Annotated in this window: 26 protein-coding genes; 17 read left to right on the forward strand and 9 right to left on the reverse strand. The window is 71.1% G+C overall.

Features of this window, described 5'->3' with window-relative positions; genetic code table 11:
- From LZG04_RS32590 to LZG04_RS32620, 7 genes are all read left to right on the forward strand, one after another.
- Positions 1-396: a PPOX class F420-dependent oxidoreductase gene (locus LZG04_RS32590; protein WP_233824337.1), complete on the forward strand. Its 396-nt coding sequence runs from the start codon at positions 1-3 to the stop codon at positions 394-396.
- A 96-nt stretch (positions 397-492) separates the two neighbouring features.
- Positions 493-1,104, forward strand: coding sequence for an HAD family hydrolase (locus LZG04_RS32595; protein WP_233824339.1), 612 nt, complete (start codon positions 493-495; stop codon positions 1,102-1,104).
- A 45-nt stretch (positions 1,105-1,149) separates the two neighbouring features.
- Complete coding sequence (cysS, locus tag LZG04_RS32600) at positions 1,150-2,541, forward strand: cysteine--tRNA ligase (RefSeq protein ID WP_233824341.1); 1,392 nt, start codon at positions 1,150-1,152, stop codon at positions 2,539-2,541.
- Positions 2,542-2,545: 4 nt separating this feature from the next.
- Positions 2,546-3,514, forward strand: coding sequence for a 23S rRNA (guanosine(2251)-2'-O)-methyltransferase RlmB (gene rlmB, locus LZG04_RS32605; protein WP_233824343.1), 969 nt, complete (start codon positions 2,546-2,548; stop codon positions 3,512-3,514).
- 570 nt (positions 3,515-4,084) lie between these two features.
- Positions 4,085-5,506 carry an MBOAT family protein gene (locus LZG04_RS32610; protein ID WP_233824345.1) on the forward strand — a complete coding sequence of 474 codons (1,422 nt, stop codon included), beginning with the start codon at positions 4,085-4,087 and terminating at the stop codon, positions 5,504-5,506.
- A 362-nt stretch (positions 5,507-5,868) separates the two neighbouring features.
- Entirely contained in the window at positions 5,869-7,092 is a 1,224-nt protein-coding gene (locus tag LZG04_RS32615; RefSeq protein ID WP_233824347.1) for an MFS transporter, read from the forward strand.
- Positions 7,093-7,394: 302 nt separating this feature from the next.
- Positions 7,395-8,804 (forward strand): GGDEF domain-containing protein, encoded by a 1,410-nt coding sequence (locus LZG04_RS32620; RefSeq protein WP_233824349.1) that lies wholly within the window; start codon positions 7,395-7,397, stop codon positions 8,802-8,804.
- A 221-nt stretch (positions 8,805-9,025) separates the two neighbouring features.
- Here LZG04_RS32620 and LZG04_RS32625 read toward each other — a convergent pair whose 3' ends face one another.
- The 4 genes from LZG04_RS32625 to LZG04_RS32640 all read right to left on the reverse strand — a co-directional run bounded on the left by LZG04_RS32625 (position 9,026) and on the right by LZG04_RS32640 (position 12,894).
- Positions 9,026-9,856 (reverse strand): metal ABC transporter permease, encoded by an 831-nt coding sequence (locus LZG04_RS32625; protein WP_233824351.1) that lies wholly within the window; start codon positions 9,854-9,856, stop codon positions 9,026-9,028.
- Entirely contained in the window at positions 9,856-10,689 is an 834-nt protein-coding gene (locus tag LZG04_RS32630; protein ID WP_233824370.1) for a metal ABC transporter ATP-binding protein, read from the reverse strand. Before LZG04_RS32630 ends, LZG04_RS32625 begins: the two co-directional genes overlap by 1 nt.
- Entirely contained in the window at positions 10,686-11,633 is a 948-nt protein-coding gene (locus tag LZG04_RS32635) for a metal ABC transporter solute-binding protein, Zn/Mn family (protein WP_233824373.1), read from the reverse strand. Before LZG04_RS32635 ends, LZG04_RS32630 begins: the two co-directional genes overlap by 4 nt.
- Positions 11,634-11,793: 160 nt before the next feature.
- Complete coding sequence (locus LZG04_RS32640; RefSeq protein WP_233824375.1) at positions 11,794-12,894, reverse strand: ABC transporter ATP-binding protein; 1,101 nt, start codon at positions 12,892-12,894, stop codon at positions 11,794-11,796.
- A gap of 115 nt (positions 12,895-13,009) precedes the next feature.
- On the opposite strand from LZG04_RS32640, the gene LZG04_RS32645 reads away from it, so the two are divergent.
- From LZG04_RS32645 to LZG04_RS32655, 3 genes are read left to right on the forward strand one after another with little or no spacing between them, the layout of a single operon-like run.
- Positions 13,010-13,576 (forward strand): histidine phosphatase family protein, encoded by a 567-nt coding sequence (locus LZG04_RS32645; protein WP_233824377.1) that lies wholly within the window; start codon positions 13,010-13,012, stop codon positions 13,574-13,576.
- Between the two features lie 52 nt (positions 13,577-13,628).
- Complete coding sequence (locus LZG04_RS32650) at positions 13,629-13,907, forward strand: type II toxin-antitoxin system Phd/YefM family antitoxin (protein ID WP_233824379.1); 279 nt, start codon at positions 13,629-13,631, stop codon at positions 13,905-13,907.
- Positions 13,900-14,301, forward strand: coding sequence for a type II toxin-antitoxin system VapC family toxin (locus tag LZG04_RS32655; protein WP_233824381.1), 402 nt, complete (start codon positions 13,900-13,902; stop codon positions 14,299-14,301). Before LZG04_RS32650 ends, LZG04_RS32655 begins: the two co-directional genes overlap by 8 nt.
- Positions 14,302-14,338: 37 nt before the next feature.
- Here the strand turns inward: LZG04_RS32655 and LZG04_RS32660 are convergent, their stop codons facing one another.
- From LZG04_RS32660 to LZG04_RS32670, 3 genes are all read right to left on the reverse strand, one after another.
- Positions 14,339-15,232: a sugar ABC transporter permease gene (locus LZG04_RS32660; RefSeq protein ID WP_233824383.1), complete on the reverse strand. Its 894-nt coding sequence runs from the start codon at positions 15,230-15,232 to the stop codon at positions 14,339-14,341.
- The gene (locus tag LZG04_RS32665) at positions 15,232-16,149 is read right to left on the reverse strand and encodes a carbohydrate ABC transporter permease (protein WP_374202936.1); all 918 of its coding nucleotides are present in this window, start codon (positions 16,147-16,149) and stop codon (positions 15,232-15,234) included. The genes LZG04_RS32660 and LZG04_RS32665 overlap by 1 nt, the downstream gene beginning before the upstream one ends.
- Positions 16,150-16,214: 65 nt before the next feature.
- Positions 16,215-17,471, reverse strand: coding sequence for an extracellular solute-binding protein (locus LZG04_RS32670; protein ID WP_233824385.1), 1,257 nt, complete (start codon positions 17,469-17,471; stop codon positions 16,215-16,217).
- A gap of 225 nt (positions 17,472-17,696) precedes the next feature.
- On the opposite strand from LZG04_RS32670, the gene LZG04_RS32675 reads away from it, so the two are divergent.
- From LZG04_RS32675 to LZG04_RS32685, 3 genes are all read left to right on the forward strand, one after another.
- The gene (locus tag LZG04_RS32675; protein ID WP_233824387.1) at positions 17,697-18,746 is read left to right on the forward strand and encodes a LacI family DNA-binding transcriptional regulator; all 1,050 of its coding nucleotides are present in this window, start codon (positions 17,697-17,699) and stop codon (positions 18,744-18,746) included.
- Between the two features lie 107 nt (positions 18,747-18,853).
- Entirely contained in the window at positions 18,854-19,957 is a 1,104-nt protein-coding gene (locus LZG04_RS32680; protein WP_233824389.1) for a LacI family DNA-binding transcriptional regulator, read from the forward strand.
- A gap of 177 nt (positions 19,958-20,134) precedes the next feature.
- A complete protein-coding gene (locus LZG04_RS32685; protein WP_233824391.1) occupies positions 20,135-21,169 on the forward strand; it encodes an LLM class flavin-dependent oxidoreductase in 1,035 nt (344 codons plus the stop codon).
- On the opposite strand, the gene LZG04_RS32690 is transcribed toward LZG04_RS32685, so the two are convergent.
- Positions 21,162-21,821 carry a hypothetical protein gene (locus tag LZG04_RS32690; protein WP_233824393.1) on the reverse strand — a complete coding sequence of 220 codons (660 nt, stop codon included), beginning with the start codon at positions 21,819-21,821 and terminating at the stop codon, positions 21,162-21,164. The two genes, LZG04_RS32685 and LZG04_RS32690, sit on opposite strands and share 8 nt — an antisense overlap.
- A 144-nt stretch (positions 21,822-21,965) precedes the next feature.
- Here LZG04_RS32690 and LZG04_RS32695 point away from each other — a divergent pair, with 144 nt between their 5' ends.
- Genes LZG04_RS32695 through LZG04_RS32705 form a run of 3 tightly spaced genes read left to right on the forward strand, consistent with a single transcriptional unit; the run spans position 21,966 to position 23,865 of the window.
- Positions 21,966-22,457, forward strand: coding sequence for a carbonic anhydrase (locus LZG04_RS32695; protein ID WP_233824395.1), 492 nt, complete (start codon positions 21,966-21,968; stop codon positions 22,455-22,457).
- Positions 22,458-22,495: 38 nt separating this feature from the next.
- Positions 22,496-23,365 (forward strand): A/G-specific adenine glycosylase, encoded by an 870-nt coding sequence (locus LZG04_RS32700; RefSeq protein ID WP_233824397.1) that lies wholly within the window; start codon positions 22,496-22,498, stop codon positions 23,363-23,365.
- A gap of 2 nt (positions 23,366-23,367) precedes the next feature.
- Positions 23,368-23,865: a 2'-5' RNA ligase family protein gene (locus LZG04_RS32705; protein ID WP_233824399.1), complete on the forward strand. Its 498-nt coding sequence runs from the start codon at positions 23,368-23,370 to the stop codon at positions 23,863-23,865.
- Here LZG04_RS32705 and LZG04_RS32710 read toward each other — a convergent pair.
- Positions 23,814-24,560: an alpha/beta fold hydrolase gene (locus LZG04_RS32710; RefSeq protein WP_233824401.1), complete on the reverse strand. Its 747-nt coding sequence runs from the start codon at positions 24,558-24,560 to the stop codon at positions 23,814-23,816. The genes LZG04_RS32705 and LZG04_RS32710 overlap by 52 nt on opposite strands.
- A 17-nt stretch (positions 24,561-24,577) precedes the next feature.
- On the opposite strand from LZG04_RS32710, the gene LZG04_RS32715 reads away from it, so the two are divergent.
- Positions 24,578-26,053, forward strand: a complete 1,476-nt coding sequence (locus LZG04_RS32715) for a M1 family metallopeptidase (protein WP_233824403.1) — start codon at positions 24,578-24,580, stop codon at positions 26,051-26,053.
- Positions 26,054-26,060: the final 7 nt, after the last annotated feature.

Genomic DNA, 26,060 nt, shown 5'->3' on the forward strand with positions numbered 1-26,060 from the left:
ATGGCGATCACCCTCAGCGAGTCCACGCGGGCCCTGGTCGACGAGCGGAACTACTGCGTCCTGGCCACGCTGAACGCCGACGGCAGCCCGCAGACATCGGTGGTGTGGGTCACTCGTGACGGTGACGACCTGCTGTTCTCGACGCTGCGCGACCGCGCGAAGGAGCGCAACCTGCGCCGTGACCCGAGGGCGAGCGCGAGCGTGTGGAGCGGGGCCGACCCGGAGGCGTACGCGGAGATCCGCGGCACCGTGACGATCACCGAGGACACCGGTCGCGCCTTGGCCAACGCGCTGTCCCACAAGTACACCGGTGAGGACTTCCCGGCCGACGAGCCCGGCCGGGTCCGCGTGGTGCTGCGCCTCACGCCGACGAAGGTCACCGGCAACGCCGCCTGACGGCCGGTGCGCGTCGCTACTCCGGTCTGGTGAGACCGTTCTCTGTCTGCGGGATTCACGAGACCTCCGATGTTCGAATCCCGTAACGTTCGTTATGTGACGATCCGCGCCGTGCTCTTCGACTTCTCCGGCACCCTGTTCCGCTTGGAGCACGACTCGCTGGCCGCCCACGCCGCGCTGATGCGCGCGCTCACCGCGCCCGTCGGCGTCGCGGACGGCCTGGACGTCGACCCGGCGCAGTGGGAGCGCCGCGACCTCGACCCCGACGCGCACCGCGAGCTGCACCTCGCCGTGCTGGCGAAGGCGGGCGCGAAGGACCCGGCCCGGTTCTACGCCGACCTGTGCAGCCCGCCGTTCTGGCAGCCGTACCCGGACACCGCGCAGGCGCTGGGCACCGAGGTGCCGACCGCGGTCGTCAGCAACATCGCCTGGGACATCTCCGCGGTCTTCGCACGTCACGGCGTCGAGAACCGGGTGGACGAGTTCGTCCTGTCCTACCAGGAGGGCTTCGTCAAGCCGGACCCGAAGATCTTCCGCATCGCCTGCGACCGCCTCGGCGTGCACCCCACCGAAGCGCTCATGATCGGCGACAGCCCGGAGGCCGACGGCGGCGCGGCGGCGATCGGGTGCCAGGTCGAGATCGTCGAGCCGCTCCCGACGGGCAGCCGGCCGGACGCCCTGCTGCAGGTGCTCCGCAAGCACATCTGACCGGGCGACTCAACCCCGCTCCGTCACCGCCCGTACCATCTTCACGTGAGCCTCCACCTCTTCGACACCGCGACCCGGTCCATGCGGGAGTTCGTCCCGCAGGTCAGCGGAACGGCGTCGATCTACGTCTGTGGGGCCACGGTGCAGGGCGTTCCGCACATCGGCCACGTGCGCAGCGGCCTCAACTTCGACGTGCTGCGCCGGTGGTTGGGCCGCGACGGCTCGACCGTGCGCCTGGTGCGCAACGTCACGGACATCGACGACAAGATCCTGGCCAAGGCGGGCGAGCACGGCGCGCAGTGGTGGGAGTGGGCCTACCAGCACGAGCGCGCGTTCGACGACGCCTACGACGCGCTGGGCTGCCTGCCCGCCTCCTACTCGCCGCGCGCGACGGGCCACGTCACGCAGATGGTCGAGCTGATGGAGCGGCTGATCGAGAAGGGGCACGCCTACGCCGCCGACGGCGACGTGTACTTCTCGGTGACCTCGTTCCCCGAGTACGGGGCGCTGTCCGGGCAGAAGCCGGACGAGGTGCACCAGGGCGAGTCCGCCGCGACGGGCAAGCGCGACGCGCGCGACTTCACGTTGTGGAAGGCGGCGAAGCCGGGCGAGCCGTCGTGGCCGACGCCGTGGGGACCGGGCCGGCCGGGCTGGCACCTGGAGTGCTCGGCGATGGCGACCGCGTACCTCGGTGGCACGTTCGACATCCACGGCGGCGGCATCGACCTGATCTTCCCGCACCACGAGAACGAGCAGGCCCAGTCGCGGGCCGCGGGCGACGGGTTCGCCCGGTACTGGATGCACAACGCGTGGGTGACGCTCAGCGGCGAGAAGATGTCGAAGTCGCTGGGCAACACGGTGTCGATCCCGGCGATGCTGGAGCGGGTCCGCGCGCCCGAGCTGCGGTACTACCTGGTGGGGCCGCACTACCGGTCGGCGATCGAGTACTCGCCGGAGGCGTTGGACGAGTCGGTGTCGGCCTACCGGCGGATCGAGTCGTTCCTGCGGCGGGTGGTCGAGCGCACCGGGGCCGTCGGCGCGGACGGCGAGCTGTCGCCCGCGTTCGTGGCGTCGATGGACGACGACATGGGCACGCCCGGCGCGTTGGCCGCGATCCACAAGCGGTTGCGCGAGGGCAACACGGCCCTGGAGTCCGGTGACGACCCGGGCGCGCGTGCCGCCGCCGAGTCGGTGCGGGCGATGACCGGCGTGCTCGGGTTGGACCCGCTGTCGCCGCAGTGGCACGACGCCTCGGCGGGCGGCGCGGGCAGGCGCGCGTTGGGCGTGCTCGTGGAGCGGCTGCTGGAGGAGCGGTCGCAGGCCCGCAAGGACAGGGACTTCGCGCGCGCGGACGCGCTGCGCGACCACCTGCTGCTGGCCGGTATCGCCGTCGAGGACACCCCCGACGGTCCGTTGTGGACGTTGAAGGACGACTGAGCTCGTGGCTGGTAACTCCAAGCGCCGGGGCGCCATGCGCAACCCCGGCTCCAAGAAGGGCGCGGTCGTCGGTTCCGGCGGGCAGAAGTCCAAGGGCCTGCAGGGCAAGGGCCCCACGCCGAAGGCGACCGAACGACCGAACCACCCCGCTTACAAGCGCGCGAACGCCGCCGCGAAGGCCGAGCAGGTCCGCTCCCAGCGGCGCAAGGCCGCCGAGAACGGCCCCGAGACCGTGGCCGGGCGCAACCCGGTGGTCGAGTGCCTGCGGGCCGGCATCCCGGCGACCGCGCTGTACGTGGCGCTGGGCATCGACGCCGACGACCGGGTCGCCGAGGCGGTGCAACTGGCGGCCACGCGCGGCATCTCCGTGCTGGAGGTGCAGCGCGGCGAGCTGGACCGGATCACCGGCGGCGCCATGCACCAGGGGCTCGGCTTGCAGGTGCCGCCCTACGAGTACACCGAGCCGCGCGAACTGCTCAAGATCGCGAACCAGTCCGGCATGCCGCCGTTGTTGGTCGCCCTGGACGGCGTGACCGACCCGCGCAACCTCGGCGCCGTCGTGCGCTCGGCCGCCGCCTTCGGCGCGCACGGCATCGTGCTGCCGCAGCGCCGGTCCGCCGGGATCACGGCGGTGGCTTGGCGTACCAGTGCGGGCACGGCCGCTCGGATGCCGATCGCCGTGGCCACGAACCTGACGCGTCAGCTCAAGGAGTGGGCCGAGGCCGGGCTGATGGTCATCGGTCTGGACGCGGACGGTGACGTGGACGTGGACGGCCTGGACCTCGCCACCGGCCCGTTGGTGGTCGTGGTGGGCTCGGAGGGACGCGGCCTGTCGCGCCTGGTGAAGGAGACGTGCGACCAGACGGTGTCCATCCCGATGGCCGCCGGCGTCGAGTCGCTGAACGCCTCCGTCGCCGCCGGCGTGGTGTTGGCCGAGATCGCTCGTCGGCGTCGGCTCGAAGTCCGGGGCTGAAGAGCAACAGCTGCGAAGATCAAAAACGTCCTCGCAGGGGGCAGATCAGCAGGATGACCCCAACCACCCCTTGACGCTGCGGTTGCGTCGTGGGTCGGGTTTCGTGTCATCCCACCGACCTCCCTCCGGGCTACATCGCGCCCGCACCGCGCCGGACGGGACCGGACCCCCGGCCCCGCCGGCGACCCCGATCCCCTCCACTGGACGTCTTTTGCCTCAAAAGTAGGGCTTCGTGTCATCCCGCCGACCTGGCGCAGCCCTACCGCACGTGTCAAGGGGGGCGCGGGTTCACCGATGCCCACGGCCTTCACTGCGGGCCGCGCCCCCCTTGATACGTGTGGTAGCCCTTGTGGAGGTCGGTGGGATGACACGAAACCCGGACCACCCACCCCACCGCAGCATCCAGGCGCAGTCGGGGTCATCCTGCTGATCTGCCCGTCCGGCGAGGACAGCTTTCAACGCTTCTACGTCCACCTCGACCTCCCGTGCCCCCGGACCGGGATGTGAGGTCGGCCGGTTTGTGGGTGATCCGGTCCGAAGGCGCGTGAACGGCGGATAAGGTCTGCGGCGATGTCCTTCGCCACCCCGCTGTTCCTGTGGTTCTTCCTCCCGGTCGTGCTCGCGACCGTCCTCGTCACGCCCAGGAACTGGCGCAACGGCGTGGTCGCCGTGGCGAGCCTGCTGTTCTACGTCTCGGGAGCGGGCGGGACGACGGTCCTGCTGCTCGTCTGCATGGTCGGCAACTACCTGGCCGGCCGGCGGTTGGAGCCCGGCGCTCCGGGAGATCGCAGGCTGGTCCTGGTCGGCGCGATCGCGCTCAACCTGGCCGTGCTGGTGATCTGGAAGTACGCCGGCTTCGCCACGCGGCAGTTGCACGACATCGCCGCCGTCGTCGGCGCGGACCTGCCGGTGGTGGAGCTCGCGCTGCCCATCGGCATCTCGTTCTACACGTTCCACCACATCTCGTACGTGGTCGACGTGTACCGGGGCGAACGGCCGGCGCTGCGCGACCCGGTCGCGTTCGTCGCCTACATCGCGATGTTCCCCCAGCTGGTGGCCGGCCCGATCGTGCGCTTCCGCGAGATCGCCGACCAGTTGCCGCAGCCGCGCCTGCACCGCTGGGACGACATCGCGGCGGGCTTCCCCCGGTTCGCGCTCGGCCTGTGCAAGAAGGTGATCATCGCCGACTCGCTCGCGCCGATGGTCGACGCCTGCTTCGCCACGCCCGCCGACCAGATGACCACGTCCATCGCCTGGCTCGGCGCGATCGGCTACACGCTGCAGCTCTACTTCGACTTCTCCGGCTACTCCGACATGGCCATCGGGCTCGGCCGGATGCTGGGCTTCCGGTTGCCGGAGAACTTCGCCCGCCCGTACTCGTCGGTCACCATCACCGAGTTCTGGCGTCGCTGGCACATGTCGCTGTCGCGCTGGTTCCGCGACTACGTCTACATCCCGCTGGGCGGCAACCGCGGCGGCGTGTGGCAGACCTACCGGAACCTGTCGATCGTTTTCGTGCTGACCGGTTTCTGGCACGGGGCCAACTGGACGTTCCTGGTGTGGGGTTTGTTCCACGGCGGGCTGCTCGTGCTGGAACGCCGATTCGGCTGGGATTCGGCGCCGGTCACCGCGCGTGCCCGAATTGCCCGGCGCGTCGGGACCACGCTGCTCGTCGTAATCGGCTGGGTGTTCTTCCGGTCCGCCGACCTCGGTACGGCGTTCACCATCATCGGCCACCTGTTGTTGCCGGATTTCAGCGGGTTGACTGAAACGGTGGCGGCGGCGGCGACCAATCAGCGCATTGTGCTGCTCGTGCTGGCCCTGGTGATTGTCGTGCTGCCGAACCACCCGGTGAGCGGTCCTTACCTGGAGGCTTCCCGGGACAAGGTCGCGACCGCGGCCAGGATCTCGTTGATGACCGTCGGCGTCGGCTACGCGGCGATCCTCGTGGCGAGCGGCACCTTCAGCCCGTTCCTCTACTACCAGTTCTGAAGATCGACACTCGGGTCTCGTTCAACAATTGACCGTTCAACCGCCGTGACACCGCCTCGGCGACCGCAGGAACGCGCTGGCCCGGTCGGACCAGCCCGGCCGTACCCAATGGAGGCCAAGGTCGACGTAGGGTAGGCGAGGATTGCTCACGCCGTGTCACCTACAGTCAACTGTGAAGAATAAGTGGGCGGTTTTTCGCCGTTGTAACTACTTTATGTAACCGACCTGCTCCGTTCGGGTACACAGTGTGGTAGGACAGAGATTGCACATCCGGCAGCTTCTACCGTGCTAACCGAGGGAATTGTTACTTCGGGTGGGGGTAACGTGACTCACTCATCGGGGCCGACCAACCTGGGGGAGTTGTGACTTCCGGGGGGACCGTCCGCGCGCTCGTGGGCAACCGCGAGTTCCGCGGCATGTGGATCGGCTCGACGGTGTCCACCGTGGGCGACCAGCTCGCGGCGGTGGCGCTCTCGCTGCTGGTGTTCGAGCGCACCCAGTCCGCCGCGTGGACCGCCCTGACGTGGTCCTTGACGCTGTTCCCGCCGCTGGTCTCCGGCCCGCTGCTGGGCTGGCTCGCGGACCGGTTCCCCCGCCGCACGGTGATGGTCTGGTGCGCGTGGCTGCAAGCCGGCCTGGTGGGCCTGATGGCCATCCCCGGCGCGCCGCTGTGGCTGATGATCGTGCTGCTGGTCGTCGTGCTGATGATCTCGTCGCCGTTCCTGGCGGCCCAGGAGGCCAGCCTGCCGCACGTGCTGCCGGACAAGCGCTACGACGACGGCGTGGCCCTGTTCGGCACGTCGGTGGACGTCGCCCAGATGGCCGGCCTCGCCGCCGCGGGCTTCCTCGTCACCGGCACGAGCGCCAACGTCGCGCTCGCCATCGACGCGGCCACGTTCGTGTGGGTGGCGGTCCTGGTGCAGCTGTCGGTCAAGCACCGGCCCGCGGCCGACCCGCGCGGCACGAAACGGGATCCCGAAGGTCCCAAGGGCGCGTTCACGCTCCTGGTCACCGAACCCCGGCTGCGCAGCCTCATGGGCATGCGCCTGCTGGCGGGCCTCGCCATGGTCCCGGAGGGACTCGCCGTGCCCCTGGCGGCGAGTCTGGACGCGGTGTGGGCCGTCGGCCTGATCCTGGCCATCGAGCCCGCCGCCAACGTCCTCGGCGTGGCCGTGCTGTTCCGGGTGGTGCGCGATCCCGCGAAACGCGAGCGGCTGATCGGCCCGCTCGCCATACTGTCCTTGGCCCCTCTGGTCATGTTCGCGTTGAACCCGAACCTGACCTGGACCATCGCACTGCTGGTGATCGCCGGGATGGCCGGTGCGTACCACACGCCCGCACGCTCGGCGTGGATGCGCATCCTGCCGGACGCCTACCGCGGTCGGGCGTACGGCATCGGCCGGGCCGCGCTGCGCTCGTCGCAGGGCGGCGGGATGGCGCTGGCCGGTGTCGTGGCCCACTCGATCGGCTCGGTGACCGCGACCATCGCGGGTGCAGGCGGCATCGGACTACTGCTCGCCACCCAGGCGACCGTAGCCTGGCGACGGGCCCGCACCCGGAACGATCCGAAGGCGGTGGCGATCTGAAACGGACTCATCACATATCGCGATTGTCAAACATGAAGAACCCCTCGGCTGCGGCCCGCTAGCCCGCGGGCACGTACGGTGAACATTCGGTCCGGGATGGAGGGAGCGGCTCACATGTCGCGGTTGCGCATGGCGAACACCTCCTCAGTGCGCATCTCGGGCACGGACGTGCCGCTGCGAACGGCGTTCGCCACGCGGCGCCGGGCAGAGGGTAGGGGGTCGTGGTGAAGAACAGTTTGACTGACCAGAAGGCATCTGGGGCAGTCGGCCGGCCCTCGATTCGCAACTGGGATCTGTGGGCGTTGCGACCGGCCGCGCTGGTGTACTTCTTCTTCATCGAATCGGCGGTAGCCGCTGCCGCCATTTGGCTGCTCACCGGGCTCGGTTCGGTCTCGAACGCCGACTGGCTGCGATTCGGCGCGGTGATGTTCGCCATCACCGTCCACCTGATGATCGTCCGGCGCGCCGAGGAGTCGCGGCGCAACGAGTCCGCCGGCCCGCACATCGACCTGACGTCGGTGTGGACGTTCGCCGCCGCCATCGCCCTGCCGGGCGCCCTGGCCGTGCTGGCCACGGTGTGGATGCGGATCCTGATCCAGCCGATCGCGCGCCGCCAGCCGTACCGGTTCGTGTTCAGCTCCGCCAGCATCCTCGGCGGCACCATGCTCGCCTGGGCCGTGGTGCACCTGTCCGGGCTGTCGCTGCTGGCCACCGGCCGCATCCCGACCGACCTGGGCCTGGTGCTCGTGCTCATCGTGGCCGGGGTGGTCAACTGGGGCGCGCAGGGCATGAACATCGCGATCGCCTTGAAGATCGTCACCCCGCACACCCGAATCCAGGAGTTCCTGGGCTCGCGGGCGGACAACATGCTGGAGCTGAGCACGCTCGGCGCGGGCGCCATGCTCGGCATGCTGATGACCACGCACTGGGTGGGCCCGCTGCTGCTGGTGTTCCCGGTGATCCTGGTCAACGCGCTGCTCTACCACGCCGCGCAACGACGGGCGCACCTCGAGCGCCTGCTGCGCGAGCAGGAGCAGTTGCAGGCGCGGCTGGCCGAGGACGCGCACACCGACTACCGGACCGGGCTGCTCAACACCAACGGCCTGGCCGAGTACGCGGGCAGGCTCACCGACCGGTGCCGGCTGGACAACCAGCCGGTGACCGTGCTGGCCATCGACCTGGACCACTTCAAGCGGATCAACGACACCTGGGGCCACCCGGCGGGCAACGCCGTGCTTGCCGAGGTGGGTCGGATCCTGCGGGAGAAGCTGCGGCCGGGCGACGTGGCCGGGCGCGACGGCGGCGAGGAGTTCGTCGTGGTGCTCGCCGACACGGGCCTGGCCCAGGGCACCGCGATCGCCGAACGGGTGCGCGAGGCGATCGGCCAGATGTCCGTGGTGACCACCGACAAGCACCGCAACACCGTCACCCTGCGCGGGCGGAACCTGCCGTTGACCTCGGACGGGCCGGACGTGCGGGCCATCTCGGCGTCCATCGGCGTGGCCGTGCTGCCGGACAACGGCGAATGCCTCCAGGACGCGCAGCACTGCGCGGACGCGGCGCTCTACGCGGCCAAGGAGAACGGGCGCAACCAGGTGCGCGTCGCCGCCGGCGAGATCCGGCTGCTGCCCGCGCCCCGGGCCGACCAGCACCAGCCCGTGGTCGAGGCCACGGAGCCGCAGGAAGCCGCCGGAGCAACCCGGACCGCGTAGTAAGACCCCGTCGTCTCCACCACGCCCTTGGCGGCCCGCTGGGGCACGCGCACGGCGGCGCAGGGCACGACGTGACGCCCCACCGCGACCGCGGTGGTTGGCCGATGTGGTCGTCGTGCGACGCATGGCACCCGTCTCCGCGCGCGACCCGCGTCTCGCCACCGGGCCTCTTGGTGCCCCCTTGACACCGGCATACCCACTCTGGGCCGGTCCCAAACGTGCTACTGCACTCTTTCCCGCTTGCCGCCGAGCAGGCGGCAGACCAGGTAGATCAGGAACGACACGGCCGTCACGAACGCGCTCACCGGCATGCCCGGCGCGAGCGACAGCACCATCCCGCCGAGCACGGACACCTCGGCGAACACCACGGCCAGCACGGTCGCCCGCAGCGGGCTCGCGGTGACCCTGGTCGCCGCCGCCGCGGGCGTGATCATCAGCGACAGCACGAGCAGCGCGCCGACCAGCTGCACGCTCAACGCCGTCGCCACGCCCACGAGCACCGCGAACACCACCGACAACGTCCGCACCGGCACGCCCCGCGCCGTGGCCACGGCCGCGTCCACGCTGGCGAAGTGCAGCGGCCGGTAGATGAACGCCAGCACCGCCAGCACCGCGACCGACGAGCCGATCAGCAGCCACAGGTCGGTCGACCCGACGCTCACCACCTGCCCGGTGAGCAGGCCGAACTTGTTCGCCGCACGCCCCTTGTAGAGCGCCAGGAACAGCACCCCGAGCCCCAGGCCGAACGCCAGGATCGCGCCGATCACCGAGTCCCGGTCCGCGTCACGCCTGCTCAGCAGCCCCAGCAGCAGCGCGGCGATGACCGAGCCGGCCAGCGCGCCGTACCCGACGCCGACGCCGACCAGCAGGGCCGCGGCGCCGCCGGTGAACGCCAGCTCGCTCGTGCCGTGCACGGCGAACGCCATCTTCCGGGTCACCACGAGCGGTCCGAGCAGCCCCGCCACGAGCCCGAGCACCGCGCCCGCGATGAGCATCGGCTGCACGTACCGCAACAGGTCGATCGTCTGCCCGACGTCGAAGAAGTTCTCCATCAGCCCTCATCCGCCACGTGGTGCGGCTCGTCCTCGCACACGTGCTGCGCGCCGACCACGTGGATCTGGTCGCGCACGCGGACCACCTCGACGTTCGTGCGGTACAGCTCGGTCAACGTCCGCGAGGTCATCACCTCGGCGGGCGGGCCGATCCGGAACCGGCCGTCGACCAGGTACAGCACCCGGTCGACCAGCGGCAGGATCGGGTTGATCTCGTGGGTCACGAACAGCACGGCCGTGCCCGCGGCCCGGCGGCGGGCGTCGATCAGGTCGCTGACCACGCGCTGGTGGTGCAGGTCGAGCGAGAGCAGCGGCTCGTCGCACAACAGCACCTCGGGGTCGCCGACCAGGGCCTGCGCCACCCGCAGCCGCTGCTGCTCGCCGCCGGAGAGCAGGCCGACGGGCTCGTCGGCGTACCTGGTCGCGCCGACCGCCTCCAGCGCCACGTCCACCTTGGCCCGGCGTTCGCGCCGGTTGCGCCAGCCGACGCCCCAGCCGTGCCCGTCCAGGCCGAACCCGACCAGGTCACGGCCGCGCAGCGCGAGCGTGGAGTCGATCGCCCGCTGCTGCGGGATGTAGCCGATGCGCCGGTTGCCGCCCGCGACGCGCACCGTGCCGCCGGACAGCGGTTGCAGGCCCAGCAGCACCCGGATGAGGCTGGTCTTGCCCGAGCCGTTGGGCCCGAGCACGGCCACGAACTCGCCCGGGGCCACGTCCAGGTCCAGCCCGTCCCACAGCACCCGGTCGCCGTAGGACAGCCGGGCGCCGCGCAACGCGACGGCCGCGCGCGTCGAGGGTTCCGCCGCCTCGGCGGTCCGGCTGGGAAGCGTCATGCGCCGAGCGCTCCCACCAGCGAGTCCACCTGCTTCGTCATCCAATCAAGGTAACCCGTGACGCCTTCCGGCAGCGTCTCGGTCACCTCGGCGACCGGCACGCCCGTCGCCCTGGCCTGCTCGACCACCTGCTTCGTGCCCGCGTTCTCCGTCTGGGCGTTGTTGACCAGGGCGGTGACCTGCTTCTGCTCGATCAGGCGGGTGACGTCGGCGAGCGCGGCGGCGGGGATGTCGGTCTCGTTCTCGACGGCGTCGGCGAACGACTCGGGCGTGACGTCCTCGACGCCCGCGGTGTCGAGCAGGTAGTGCGCCACCGGCTCGGTCGCCAGCACCTTCTTGCCCGCGCCCTTGCCCGCGACGCGCTGCTCCAGCCCGGTGAGCCCGGCGGCGAAGTCCTTCGCGTTGGCGTCGAAGGTCGACTTCTTGTCCGGCGCGATCGCGCCGAGGTCGGCGGCGGCCTGGTCGGCGACCTTGCGGACGGTCTCGAAGTCGTACCAGACGTGCTCGTTGACGGCGTGGTCGTGGTGCTCCTCGCCCTCCGGCTCGCCGGACGGCTCGGGCTCCTCGTGCCCGTCGGCCTTGCCCGACAGCGGGAACGCCTCGATCTTCTTCGCGCCCTCGGTCTCGGGGCCGAGCAGGGTGGCGAAGAAGTCGTCGTAGCCGCCGCCGTTGAACACGACGAGCTTGGCGTCGCGCACCTCGGCCAGGTCGGACGGCGTGCTCTCGTAGGAGTGCGGGTCGCCGGACGGGTCGTCGATGATCGCGCTGACCTGCACGGCGTCGCCGCCGACGGCCTTGACCACGCTGCCCCACACGTTGGTGGAGGCCACCACCTTGATCGGGCCGCCGTCGTTCGCGGCGGGGGTGTCCTGCGCGCCGCAGGCGGTCAGGGCGACGGCGGTCGCGGCGGCCACCGCGCCGAGCAACGCGTTGCGGACGGTCATCAGAGCACTCCTCGACGGGTGGACGGACAGGCAATGGAAACCGTTGTCGAGTTCAGTTTAGAACGGTCCGCGACCGACACGTCCACCGACCGGGTGTTCCGCACACCACAGGGGCCACCCACCGCGTGGCGCGGGAGGTGGCCCCTGGGCAGGTCAGCCGTCAGTCGGTGAGGCGGTTGCCCGACTCCGGGTGGAACAGGTGGATCTCGCTCGCGTCGCGCACGGCGATCTTCACCGTCTGCCCGAGGGTGGGCGGCGTGCGGCCGTCGACGCGGACCACGAACCGCTCCGGGGTGTCGCCGATGCGGATCGAGCCGTGCATGAGCGCGTCCGCGCCCAGCTCCTCGACCAGCTCGACGGTCATGTCCATGCCCTGCTCGGAGGAGCTGACCAGCGCCAGCGACTCGGGCCGGATGCCGAACGTCACCGTGGACAGGCCCTCGGCGGCCACCTTGTCCATCATGCGGCGCTCCAGCGGCACCACGAGGCCGTCGAGCTTCGCGCCCTCCGACGTCAGCGGGACCGTCTTGAGGTTCATGGCGGGCGAGCCCATGAAGCCCGCGACGAACGCGTTGGCCGGCTTGTCGTACAGCGCGCGCGGGGTGTCGCACTGCTGGAGCAGGCCGTCCTTGAGCACGGCGACCCGGTGGCCCATGGTCATGGCCTCGACCTGGTCGTGCGTGACGTAGATCGTGGTGGTGCCCAGCCGCGCCTGGAGGGCGGCGATGTTCGCGCGGGTCTCCACGCGCAGCTTCGCGTCCAGGTTGGACAGCGGCTCGTCCATGAGGAAGACGGAGGGCTCGCGGACGATCGCGCGGCCCATCGCGACGCGCTGGCGCTGACCACCCGAGAGGGCCTTCGGCTTGCGGTCGAGGTACTTCTCCAGGTCGAGCATCCGGGCCGCCTCGGCGACCTTCTCCTTGATCTCGGCCTTGTTGACGCCGCGCAGCTTGAGCGCGAAGCCCATGTTCTCCGCGACCGTCATGTGCGGGTACAGCGCGTAGGACTGGAACACCATCGCGATGTCGCGGCCCTTCGGCGGCACGTTGGTGACGTCCTTGCCGCCGATGTGGATGGCGCCCTCGTCCACGTCCTCCAGACCCGCGAGCATCCGCAGCGCGGTGGACTTGCCGGAGCCGGACGGGCCGACCAGGACCAGGAACTCGCCGTCGCTGACGTCCAGCGACAGCTCGTCGACCGCGCGGACCGGCGGGTTGCCGGAGAAGATCCGCGAAGCCTTGACGTAGGACACCTCTGCCATGCCACGCACCTTTCACTGCCCGAGCTTTGCCGCAACGCTAGGGATTGCAAGCGCTTACGGGAACGGGTGAATTGGTCTAGTTCCGCATCGGTTCAGCCCCTGGTACTGCTGGTGCATGACCGCGACCCTGGTGCTCGTCCGCCACGCGAACTCCGTCGTCCCGACACCGGACGGCCCGGACGAGCTGACCCGGCCGTTGCGGGACTCGGGCCTGGTCCAGGCCCGCGACCTGGTGGAAGAGCTGACGGCGCTGCGCCCGACGGCGGTGCTGTCGAGCCCGTACCTGCGGGCCGTGCAGACGGTCCAGCCGACCGCCGACGCCCTGGGGCTGCCCGTCGAGACCCGGTGGGACCTGCGGGAGTGGACCTCCGGGATCGAGCCGACGCCGGACTATGCGCGTCACTTCGCGCACAGCTGGGAGCACCCGGAGCTCGCGCGGCCGGGCGGGGAGAGCCTGTCCGCGTTCAGCGACCGGGTGCGGCGGGCGTTGACGGCGGTCACGGCAGAGCACCCGGGCGGTGTGGTGCTGGTCGGAACGCACGGCACGTTCGCCGCACGCGCCCTGCTCGCGGCGGGGCACGATGTCGGGTGGGGGTTCCTCAAGACCATGCCGATGCCCGCCGTCTACCGGCTCCAGTGGGGCGGCGATCACCCGATCGAGGCGTCCGGACCAGGGCTTTGACCAGCGGTATTGCCGCTGGCGCGCTTCGCGCGGGCTCCCTAACCTCCCCGCAATGAAGGTCATCAGCGAACAAGATTTCTACGACAACCCCCACGAGGTGCTCGAAGCCGTCGAGGCGGGCGAGACCTACCAGATCACCCAGGACGGCGAGCAGATCCTCGAACTGAGCCCGCCGACGCAGAGGCGAGGGTTGGTCACAGCGGAGGTCATCGAACGGCTCAAGCACTTGCCACGGGTCGACTACGCACAGATGCGCCGGGAAGTGGACGAGTTCTTCGGGAACGAGGACCGGCTCGGTGACGACGACCCGTGGGAGCGCGGCCGTGGGTGATCACCACGTCGGTGTCCTGGACACTTCGACGTACATCGACCTCGACTTCCTGGACCACGAGGCCCTGCCGGAAATCTTCGAGCTGACCACCATCACGTTCGCCGAATTGCACCACGGCGTGGCGGTGGCCATGGACGCTGCGGCCCACGACGTGCGGACCAAACGGCTGGGTGCCGCGATGGTGGACTACGACCCGCTGCCCTTCGACCGCAGGGCGTCCACCCGGTACGGCAGCCTCATCAGGCTGACGATCGAGGCCGGCCGCGATCCGCGCTCGCGCAGGTTGGACCTGATGATCGCGGCCATCGCCTCGTCCAACCACCTGCCGCTCTACACCCGCAACCCCAAGGATTTCGTCGGCCTCGAATCGCTGGTCGAGGTCGTCGAGGTGTGACCGGGGCCTCCGCGACGAGGCGGAGGCCCCACCGCCCTCAGCCCTTGACCGCGCCCGACGACAGACCGGTCACCAGGAACCGCTGCACCAGGTAGAACACGACGATCGCGGGGATCGCGACCAGGATCGAGGCCGCCGCCAGGTGGCCCCACTCGGTCCGGTTCTGCTGCACGAACACCTGCAACCCCACGGCCAGCGTCTTCGACTCGTCCGCCGCCGACAGGAACGCCGACGCGAACGCCACCTCGCCCCACGCCGTCAGGAACGCGTAGAACGCCGTCACGGCCAGGCCCGGCCGGGCCAGGGGCAGCACCAGCCGCCAGAACACGCCGAACGGCGACAGGCCGTCGACCCGGCCGGCCTCGTCGATGTCGGTCGGGATGGTGTCGAAGTAGCCCTTGAGCATGTACGTGCAGAACGGCACCGCGGTCGTGCAGTACACCAGCACCAGGCCGAGCGAGGTGCCCTGCAACCCCAGGGCGAGCAGGATGTTGTACAGCGGCACGATCAGCACCGCGAACGGGAACATCTGCACGACCAGGAACGACAGCATCAGCGACCGCTTGCCCGGGAACCGGAACCGCGACGCCGCGTACCCCGTGGTCGCCGACAGGAACACCGCCAGCACCGTGGTCATCAGCGCGATCAGCACCGAGTTGCCGAACCACGCCAGGAAGTCGCCCTTCTCCCCGGCCAGGATCCGCCCGTAGTTGTCCAAGCTGGAGTCGTTGAGCAGCTTCGGCGTGGTCTCCACGGCCTTGGCGTCCGGCTTGAACGACGTCACCAGCACCCAGAACACCGGGAACACCGCGATCAGCGACGCCACGACCAGCGCGGCGTGCAGCCCGACGCTGGCCCCGACCGACCGCTGCGAGCGCTTGGGCCCGCGCGCCGGCTGGACCGCCTTCAACGACGCGGCTTCGACCGTCATCACCACACCTCGCCTTGCTTGCGCAGCGCACGCCGGTACACGCCCGCGAACACGAGCAGCACGGACAGGATCAGCACGCCGTAGGTGGACGCGACCGCGAAGTCGCGGGACGCGCCGGAGAAGAACCGCTCGAACGCGTAGGTCACCAGGATCCGGGTGTTCGGGTTGGGCCCGGTGACCAGGTAGATGATCGCGAACATGTTGAACGTCCAGATGATGCCCAGCAGCACCACCGTGCTGGACACCGACCGCAGGCCGGGCAGCGTCACGTTGCGGAACCGCTGCCACGGCGTCGCGCCGTCCACCTCGGCCGCCTCGTAGAGGTCACCGGGGATGGACTGGAGCCCGCCCAGCAGCGCCACCATCATGAACGGCACGCCGAGCCAGATGTTGACGATCATCACCGCGACCAGCGCCCAGTCCGACTGGCCGAGCCACACCGGGTCGGGCAGGCCGACGAAGCGCAGGGCCTGGTTGATGATCCCGTACTGCGCGTTGAACATGTACTTCCAGGCGAACGCGCTGATGAACGCGGGCACGGCCCACGGCAGGATCAGCAGCACCCGGTACACCGCCCGGCCGCGCACCTCGCGGTTGAGCAGCAGCGCGAGGGCCAGGCCGATCGTGTAGTGGAAGAACACGCAGCCGAACGTCCAGATCAGCGTGCGGACGAGCGTGCCCCAGAACGCGCCGTAGCTCGCGTCACCGGACAGGACGTTCAGGTAGTTGTCCAGGCCAACGGAGACGTAGGTCGCCGGCCGGTCGAGGATCGGGTTGGCGATGTTGCCCTCGTTGATGTTGGTGAAGGTGAAGAACACGCCCTGGGCGAGCGGGAACAGCACCAACACCGCGATGACCACCACGACCGGCAGCACCATCGCGTACGCGTACCAGTGCCGGTCCAGGAACCTGCGCACCGAAGTCTCCCTTCGCCGCCCCGGCGCGCCCGGCCCACGTGCGTGCCGGGCGCGGCGGGGGATGGTCAGCCGACGGTGTACTCGGGGACGACGGTGTCCTTGTACGCCTTGGCCACGTCGTCCAGCGCGGTCTTGGCGTCCTTCTTGCCCGCCAGCACGTCGGCGTAGGCGATCTTCAGCGGGTCGAACAGCTGGCCGCCCTCGGGGATCCACGCGCGCGGGTGGGCGGAGGTGACGACCGGCTCGAACGCGGACACGACCGCGTGCGCCTTCACGTCGGCGTTGTCGTAGGCCGACTTGCGGGTGGGCAGCAGGCCCAGCTCCTCGGCGATCCGCACCTGCGACTCGGTGCTGCTCATGCAGGCGATGAACTTGACCGACGAGTCCTTGGCCTTGGTGCCCTGCCGGATCACGTAGTCGTGCCCGCCGACGGGCGCGGAGCCCTTGCCCGCGGTGGCGCCGGGGACGGGCGCGATGCCCAGGTTGGCGGCGTCGGTGAAGGCCGCGCCCTTGAGGTAGTCGGCGACCGACCACGGGCCGTTGACGACCATGGCGACCTCGCCGGAGGTGAACGCGGCCTGCATGTTGTTGTAGGAGTTCGCCGGGTCGAGCGCGGTGGACGCGGCCTTGGCGTCGAGCAGGCCCTTGGCGGTCTCCAGCGCCTTCACGTTGTCCGCGGAGTTGACCACGATCTTCTTCGCGTCGGCGTCGACGAGGTCGCCGCCCTCGCCGTAGATGAACGGCAGCGCGTAGTACGCGTCGTTGTTGATGAAGATCGTCTTCTCGCCGCCCAGCTTCGCGGCGGCGGCCTTCACGTCGTCCCACGTCTTCGGCGGCTCCACGCCGGCGTCGGCCAGCAGCTTCTTGTTGTAGAACAGCGCCAGCGAGTCGGTGACCTGGGGGACGCCGTAGGACTTGCCGTCGTACTTGGTGGAGCCCAGCGGGGTCTCCAGGAAGTCGGACGTGTCGCTCGCGAGCTCCGTGCCGGTCAGGTCGACGACGTAGCCGAGCTTGGCCAGCTGCGACACCCACGCGACCTCGGCGCGGAAGACGTCCGGGCCCTGCCCGCCCTGCGCGGCGGTCCGGTAGTTGTTGAGCGCCTGGTCGAACGCGACCGTCTCGGTCTTGACCCGGTAGCCGCCCTTGGTCGCGCACTCCTGCGCGATCGCGGTGAACACCGGGCTCTCGTTGGGGCCGCTGGTGTCCCAGAAGGTGATCTCGCCGGAGTCGCCGGACGCCGATCCGCCGCCGCCACCACCGCACGCGGTGAGGACGAGGGCGGAGGCGGCCGCCACTGCGGTCACGAGGGTGGTACGTCGCATCGTTGCTGTCGTCCCTCCTGCGGCCTCCACCGTGATGAAGGCTCTTGCAAGAACTTGCGAAATTGTTGCCGCGGATTTCATCCCGCCGACCAGGGCCGGGTCAAGGGGCTTGACGTAACCAAGCCGTAACGGCCCCGTGCGGCCGGAGGAAACCAAGGTGGGCGTTGCAAAAATTTGCCACTGACGGCAGGCTGCACGTCACCAGCGAGTCAGCGAGGAGGCAGGGTGTCCGGTCTGTCCGAGATCGCCAGGGCAGCCGGGGTGAGCATCTCCACGGTCAGCCGGGTGCTCAACCGCCGGGCGGGCGTGAACGACGAGACGCGCCAGCGCGTGCTCGCGGTGCTTGCGGAAATGCCTTACACGCCGCGCGGGCTCGGCGCGCTCCAGCGGACCGGCGTGATCGGGCTGCTGGTGCCGGAGCTGTCCAACCCGGTGTTCCCGGCGTTCGCCGAGGCGCTGGAGGTGCGCGCCGCGCGGCTGGGCTACTCGTCGCTGCTGTGCAACACGCGGGCCACCGGCGCGGGCGCGATGGGCGAGGAGGAGTACGTGCGGATGCTCCTCGCGCGCGGCGTCGAGGGCATGGTGTTCGTGTCGCCGGAGATCACCAACGTGGAGGTGCCGCTGGGGCAGGCGCCGCGGCCGTCGTACTACGCGAAGCTGCTGGCCGACGGCGTGCACATGGTGTTCCTCAACGGGGCCACGCCGTCGCTGGACGTGCCGGACGTGACGGTGGACGAGCAGCACGCCGGGTACGCGGCGACCAGGCACCTGGTGGAACTGGGGCACAAGCGGATCGGGTTCGTGTCGGGTCCGGCGCGGTCGCTGCCGTCGCGGCTGAAGCGGGCCGGGTGGGCGGCGGCGCTGGAGGAGGACGGGCTGCCGGCGACGTCGGACTTCGTGGCGCACGCGCCGTTCGGGCCCGAGGGCGGCGCGGCGGCCGTGTCGACGTTGCTGGACACGGTGCGGCCGACGGCGGTGATCTGCTCGTCGGACCACATGGCGATCGGCGTGCTGCGGGAGGCGCACCGGCGCGGGCTCGTGGTGCCGCGTGACCTGTCCGTGGTGGGGTTCGACGACATCCCGCTGGCGTCGTACTGCTCGCCGTCGTTGACCACGCTCGCCCAGCCTATCGAGGAGATGGCCGCGGCGGCGGTGGACGAGTTGGTGCACCGGCTCGACCCGGATCGGCGACGGCGTCCGGCGGGGAATTACACGCGTGTTTTCCGACCCCGGTTGGTGGTGCGCGAGTCGTCCGCCGAGGCCCCATTGGTTTAGACCATTGTACCCTGAGGTAACCGGCCCTCATCTGCACTGATGACTATTTGGAGGGACGCCGGTCACCCCCACTTCTGTAATTGGTTCTGAACCGTTACGGTCACTTCATGGCGCGGTCGATGCATGTGCGACGCCCCGCGACGCTCGCCTCACTGGCGGCGGAGCTGGGTGTTTCCCGGACAACGGTGTCCAACGCGTACAACCGTCCCGACCAGCTCTCGCCGGAGCTGCGACGCCGGGTGTTGGAGACAGCTAGACGACTCGGGTACCCGGGGCCCGACCCGGTGGCCCGTTCCCTGCGGACCAGGAAAGCGGGTGCGGTGGGCCTGCTGCTCACCGAGAACCTCTCCTACGCGTTCCGCGACCCGGCGGCGATCGGGTTCCTGGAAGGGCTGGCGCTGGCCTGCGAGGACGCCGGGACCGGGCTGCTGCTCGTGCCGGCGAACCCCGAGCGCGAGGACGTGGCGGCCGTGCACCGGGCAGGTGTGGACGGCTTCGTCGTGTACTCGGTGCCCGACGACGACCCGCACCTGGCGGCGGTGCTGGAGCGGCCCGTGCCGACCGTCGTGTGCGACCAGCCCGACCTGGGCAACGTCGACCGCGTCGGCATCGACGACCAGGCGGCCATGCACGCGCTGGCGCAGCACCTGATCTCGTTGGGGCACCGGCGGGTCGGCGTGGTGTGCATGCGGCTGGCGCGGGACCGCAACGACGACTTCGTGACGCCGGAGCGGCAGCAGGCGGCGCACTTCCACGTGCAGCGGTCCCGGTTGGCGGGCTTGGCGCAGGCGTTCGCGTCGGTCGGCGTGGACTGGGCGACCGTGCCGGTGGCGGAGCGGTTCGACCACACCATGGCGTCGGGCGCGTCGGCGGCCGCGCAGGTGCTGGAGCGCGACCCGCACATCACCGCCTTGATCTGCACGTCGGACATACTGGCCCTCGGTGCGATGGCGGAGCTCCAGCGGCGCGGCCTGCGCGTGCCCGCGGACATCACCGTCACCGGCTTCGACGGCATCCGGGAAGCCGAGCAGGCCGGCCTGACCACGGTGCGCCAACCTGTCCTGGAGAAGGGCCGCGCGGCGGGCAAGCTGCTGCTCGACTCGGCCGAGCGCACCCGACCCCGTGCGGTCACCCTGTCCACCGAGCTGGTCGAGGGCACCACCGCCGCCCCACCGCGCGGCACGGCGGAGGAACGCTGGTTCGGCCCGTGACCCCCACCCCGGCCTGACCACCACCAGCCGGCAGCCGTTGAACGCTCCGCAGGGGTCCCCGCCCAGGGGACCCCTGCTTTTATTTTGCCGGCGGGCACCGACAATTCCGGGCGGTCCGCTGCCCGCCACCGCGTTCCACCAGGTGGACCGGCCGCGCCGGAGGGCGACAATCGAGGGGTGCCGCCACCTTCCGAGCCGTTGCGCAAGCTGGGTTTCCTGACCATCGGCCTGTTCGACGAGGCCGACCCCGCCCGCGGGCACGAGTCGACGTTGCGGGTGATCGAGCTCGGCGAGCGGCTGGGGTTCGACAGCGCCTGGGTGCGCCACCGCCACCTCCAGTTCGGCATCTCCTCGCCGGTCGCCGTGCTGGCCGCCGCGACCCAGCGGACCAGCCGCATCGAGCTGGGCACCGCCGTCATCCCGCTGGGCTGGGAGAACCCGCTGCGCCTGGCCGAGGACCTGGCCACGGTCGACGTGCTGTCCGGCGGGCGGCTCAACCCCGGGGTCAGCGCCGGGCCGCCGATGGGCTTCGACCGGGTCCGGGAGGCCCTCTACCCGGACACCGCGGACGCCGAGGACTTCGGCCACCGGCGCGTGGCACGGCTGCTCGCCCACGTGCGCGGCGAGCCCGTGACCGACTTCCGCGGCACGGAGGGCATCGAGGTCTTCTCCGACCGCGTCCAGCCGCACTCCCCCGGCCTGGCCGACCGCCTCTGGTACGGCGCGGGCAGCCTGGCCTCGGCCCGCTGGGCGGGCGAGCACGGGATGAACCTGCTCGTCAGCAGCGTCGTGAAGGCCGAGGGCCGCACGGGTTTCGCCGACATCCAGCGCGAGCACATCAGGGCGTTCCGCGCCGCCCACCCCGACGGCGTGCGCGCCCGCGTCTCCCAGGGCCTCGTCGTCATCCCGACCGACTCGGCCACCGCCGGGCAGCGCGCGAAGTACCACGACTACGCGGCCGCGCGCCTGCCCCGCACCGCCGAGCCGCAGGGCCCGGCCGGGCTGCTGTTCTCCCCCGACTTCGTCGGCACCTCCGGGCAGATCGCCGAGCGCCTGCACGACCACGCCGCCTTCCGCGAGGTCGACGAGGTGGCGTTCGCGCTGCCGTTCACCTTCGAGCACGACGACTACGTGCAGATCCTCACCGACATCGCCACCGCGCTGGGTCCCGCGCTCGGGTGGCGGGCCCAAGCGCCGGTGGGCCTCACGTGACGCGGAAGATCACCGGGTTGCTCGCCTTGCCCGCCACGACCGCGGTGAGCAGGTAGTCGCCCGCGCCCAGCCGGGAGTGCTTGCGGCAGCCCGGTTCGGACGTGCTGCCCGCCCACTGCAGGCTGTAGGTGAACCGCTCGCCCGGCCGCATCACGCGCACCTCGGAGCCCTCGGTGGCGAAGCAGTCGTTGCTCGACCACAGCCGGGTGGCGCCGTCCGCGCTCGTCACGACCAGCTCGCGCACGTGCCGCCCGATCTCCTTCGCGCACGGCAGCGGCCCGGTGTTGGACACGGCGATGGTGAAGCGGACGGGCTGGCCGGCGGGCGTCGACGGCTCGCCCACCTCCGCCGCCACGGCCACCTGGGCGTCCTCGCACGGCGGCGGCGGACCCGGCGGCAGGGTCGGCGACGGCGTCACGACGGGGCTGGGCGCCGGGGGCGGCGTGGTCACCGACGACGGGGCGACCACCGGCGTGGCGGCCGGCTCCGGCGGGCTGGACGGCCGCACGACCACCGGCGCCGGGTCGCCGCGGCCGATCAGCGCGCCCACCGCCCACACCACACCGACCAGCGCGACCAGCGACCCGGCGACGGCGAGCGCGCGGCGCCGCCAGTACACCGACCGCATGTGCGGACCTGTGTGCTCGGTCACGCGGTCGAAAGTAGCCGGGTCGCGTGGAATTGCCGGGTAAGGCATCGGTCACCCGATGTGGTGAACGTGAGGTTGGCCCGATCCGCTTGCCCGCCATGCGGGACGCGGGTTCCAATCCGGGAGACACCGACGAGAGGGTGTGCGATGACCGCGATCGACGAGCTGCTCCGCCGCAACGCCGAGCTGGGCGACATCGTCCCCGGCGACCGGTCCACGCCGAAGCCCTCGATGCAGGTGACCATCCTGACGTGCATGGACTCCCGGATCCGGGTGTTCGAGATCTTCGGCCTCAAGCAGGGCGAGGCGCACGTGCTGCGCAACGCGGGCGGCGTGGTCACCGACGACATGATCCGCTCGCTGGCGCTGAGCCAGCGCAAGCTCGGCACCCGCGAGGTGCTGCTGGTGCACCACACGGACTGCGGCCTCCAGCTGGTCACCGAGGACGACTTCAAGGACGAGCTGGAACGCGACTCCGGCCTGCGCCCGACGTGGTCGGTGGAGGCGTTCCGCGAGGTGAAGGACAGCGTGCGCGGGTCGGTGAACCGGGTCCGGCGCAGCGCCTTCCTGCCGCACCGCGACACCGTGCGCGGCTTCGTCTACGACGTGCGCACGGGCGTGCTGACCGAGGTCGTCTGACCGGTCGGCGGACCGGCCGTGGGAGACTGTGCGGCGCTATGAGCCTGGACGCCGAGCTCCTCCTCGACTGGTTCGCCGACACCGCCCGCGACCTGCCCTGGCGACGGCCGGAGTGCACGGCCTGGGGCGTGCTGGTCAGCGAGATCATGCTGCAACAGACCCCGGTGGCCCGGGTCGAACCGATCTGGCACGAGTGGCTGGCCCGCTGGCCCACGCCGTCGGCGATGGCCAAGGCGAGCCAGGGCGAGGTGCTGCGGGCCTGGGGCAAGCTCGGCTACCCGCGCCGCGCGCTGCGCCTGCACGCCGCCGCGCAGGCCATCGCCGAGCACCACGGCGACGTCGTCCCGAGCGACGTGGACACCCTGCTCGCGCTGCCCGGCATCGGCGCGTACACCGCGCGGGCGGTGGCGGCGTTCGCCTACGGGCGGAAGTGCCCGGTGGTCGACACGAACGTGCGCCGGGTCGTGGCACGGGCCGTGCACGGCGCGGGTGACGCGGGCCCGCCGTCCACCACCAAGGACCTCAAGGACGTCGAAGCGCTGCTGCCCGACGAGCACGCCGCCGTCTACTCGGCCGCGCTGATGGAGCTGGGCGCCCTGGTCTGCACGGCCCGCGCGCCCAAGTGCGCCGACTGCCCGGTGTTCGACGCGTGCGCGTGGCAGCGGGCGGGCCGCCCGGCCTACGACGGCCCGGCCAAGGCGGTGCAGAAGTTCGCGGGCACCGACCGGCAGGTGCGCGGCCTGCTGCTGGACGTGCTGCGCGGCACCAGCGAGCCGGTGGCGAAGGCCCGGCTGGACGTGGTCTGGTCGGACGCGGGCCAGCGGGACCGCTGCCTGCACTCGCTGCTGGTCGACGGCCTGGTCGAGCAGACCGACGCGGGCCTGTTCGCGCTGCCCGGGGAGCACTGACCGTGCACGCCCTGGTGGTGTTCTTCGACGCCGAGGCCGAGCAGGCCGTGCGGTCGCTGTGGCGGCGGATCGGCGCGCGGTCCGAGCTGCCGCCGCACCTGACCTACGCGGCGGCGGGCGCGATCGGGCCGAAGGTGCGGGCCGAGCTGCGCGACGAGCTGTCCCGGCTGTGGGTGCCCGACGTCTGGCTGCACACGCTCAGCGCCACGGAGAACGCCCTCCAGCTCGGCGCGGTGGTGGACGCCGAGCTGCTGGCGGTGCACTCGGCCGTGCACGACGTCCTGGCGGGCCGCGTCAAGCACCCCAACGCCCAGCACCTGCCGGGCAACTGGGTGCCGCACTGCCCGCTGCTCACCGGCGAGGACGCGGAGGTGAAGGCGGCGTTCGCCGAGCTGCACCCGATCACGCCGATCCGCGCCAAGACCCGCGAGATGGCGATCGTGGACACTCAGACCGGGTCGATCGACCCGCTCAGGAACGCCTCCACCGCGCCCCGGTAGACCTCCGGCGCCTCGTCGTGCACCACGTGCCCGGACTCCGGCACGACCACGTGCGCCGCCCCGGTCCGCCGCGCCACCTCGGCCATCTGCCCGGCGCGCAGCCCGCCCCGCCCGGCCTCGACCACCAGCATCGGGCACCGGATGGCGTCCACGAAGTCCCAGTACGCCCGCTCGCCCCACTCGGAGGCGATCTCGTACAGGTCGGGCAGGTGCGCGATGAGGTGCCAGCCGTCCTCGCGCTCCTCGAACATCTCCTCCACCCGCGGCACGTCCACGACCGTCCGCACGTGCGCCAACGACTCGAACGCGGCGGGCCAGGCGTCGAAGTACCACTTCCACTCCTCGACCGAGCGGCCGCGGTTGTCCGGCACGACGTCCTCGGCGACGACCGCGCGCACCAGGTCGGGCCGGGTCGCGGCGAGCGCCCACGCGTGCAGCCCGCCCATCGAGTGCCCGATCACCACGGCGGGCGCGAGGTCGTGCCGCTCGATCACCTCCGCCGCGTCGGCCACGAAGTCCTCCGTCCGGAACGGCCCCCGCACGGGGTTGCGGCCGTGGCCGCGCGCGTCCGGCGCCACCACCCGCCCGTAGGGCTTGAGCCACTGCGCCACCGTCCACCACGTGCTCGCCCGGCTCATCAGGCCGTGGAGCAGCAGGATGCCCTGCCCCGATCCCCCGAACTCCGCAACGCTCATGCGTGCATCATGTCGGCATGGCCATCAGCCCCAAGGCACGCCCGTACCTGATCGTCGTCATCGTGGTGCTGGTGGTGGCCGGGATCGTGGTGGCGAAGCTGCCGCGCGACGAGCCGACGGCCGCCGCGCCGACGTCGACCGGCACGACCGCGCCCCCGGTGGTGGACGCCGAGGGCGGCGACGGCGCGGGCGACGCGTACTACCCGCAGGACGGCAACACCGGCTACGACGTCGTCGGCTACGACGTGTCGGTCACCTACGACCCGGCGACGAAGCGGCTGGACGGGGTCGCGAAGATCACCGCGAAGGCCGCCGCCGACCTGTCCCGGTTCAACCTCGACCTGTACTCGCTCAAGGTCGACGGGGTGGACGTGGGTGACCAGGGGGCTCAGTTCCGCCAGGAGGGCGACCACGAGCTGGTGATCACGCCCGCGCGTCCCCTGACCGCCGGCGAGGAGTTCACCGCCACCGTCCGGTACGGCGGGGAGCCGACCCTGTTCACCGACCGCGCGTTGGGCCGCAGCGGTTGGCAGACCTCCTCCAGCGGCGGCGCGTTCGCGGCCGGCGAGCCGCACTCGGCGACCACCTGGTTCCCGGCCAACGACACCCCGCGCGACAAGGCGTCGTTCGCGTTGACCGCCCGCGTGCCGGAAGGCTGGTCGGTGATCTCCAACGGCGTCGAGGCGGGTTCCACCACCGACGGCGGCTGGACCTCGTTCCGCTGGGTCGCCGAGCAGCCGATGGCCACCTACCTGACCACGATCGCGATCGACCGGTGGACCGTGGAGCGGTCCGCGCTGCCCGACGGCACGCCGGTCGTGGACGCCTACGCGCCCGGCGCGGAGAACGCCAGGCAGCACCAGCGGCGGCTGCCGGAGGTGCTCGGGTTCCTGGCGGAGAAGTTCGGGCCCTACCCGTTCTCCTCGGCGGGCGGGATCTTCCTGGCCGACAACATCGGCTTCTCGCTGGAGACCCAGACCCGCCCGATCTACGCCGGGTGGGCCGACCTCGACACCGTCGTGCACGAGAACGCCCACCAGTGGTTCGGCGACTCGGTGAGCCTGGAGAACTGGGCCGACATCTGCCTCAACGAGTGCTTCGCCTCCTACGCGCAGTGGCTGTGGGCCGAGGCCGAGGAGGGCGTGGACCTCGACGACCGGTACCGCGCGGAGGTGGAGCGCGTGGGCGACCGCGAGACGTACTGGGGCCGCAAGCTCTACGACATGGGCCGGGGCAACGAGTTCCGCGGCGTCTACGACAAGGGCCAGCTCGCGCTGCACGCGTTGCGCCGCCAGGTCGGCGACCCCGCGTTCGACCGGGTGCTCAAGGAGTGGGTGGCCGAGCACCGGGGCGGCAACGCGTCGTGGCCGGAGTTCGAGGCGCACGTGGAGCGGGTGTCGGGGCTGGACCTGGGCGGTTTCTTCGCCGCGTGGTTCCGGGGCGACGAGGTGCCCGCCGACGAGTTCCTCTACCCCGGCCCGCTGCGTCGGTAACTGGCTA

It is taken from the genome of Saccharothrix sp. S26 (genome assembly GCF_021390395.1).
GTDB lineage: Bacteria > Actinomycetota > Actinomycetes > Mycobacteriales > Pseudonocardiaceae > Actinosynnema.